The following is a 270-nucleotide window of genomic DNA, read 5'->3' as shown; positions in this document are numbered from 1 at the left end:
AAGCTGGCAGGCGTACTATGATTCTTTGCTACCACTGCAAGAAGCAGGAAAAATTAAACTACCGACCATCCCCGCAACCTGTACTCAAAACGCTCACATATTTTACCTTAAAGTGGCAGACCTCAGTGAGCGTACCGCACTGCTAGAGTACCTTAAAGCAAACGACATTCAGGCAGTTTTCCACTATGTCCCTCTACATTCAGCAAAAGCAGGCAAGAAATTTGGGAGGTTCAATGGTGATGACTACATAACAACTAGCCACAGTGAAAG

At 44.8% G+C, this 270-nt stretch carries 1 pseudogene; it reads left to right on the top strand.

Annotated elements, in window-relative coordinates:
* Positions 1–270 (top strand): annotated as a pseudogene (locus tag RMT89_RS43220) (dTDP-4-amino-4,6-dideoxygalactose transaminase); the annotation flags it as partial.

It is taken from the genome of Streptomyces sp. P17 (assembly GCF_032436805.1).
Taxonomy (GTDB): domain Bacteria; phylum Actinomycetota; class Actinomycetes; order Streptomycetales; family Streptomycetaceae; genus Streptomyces.
Note: the sequence above shows the minus strand (reverse complement) of the source record. Positions and strands in the feature narration are given on the sequence as shown.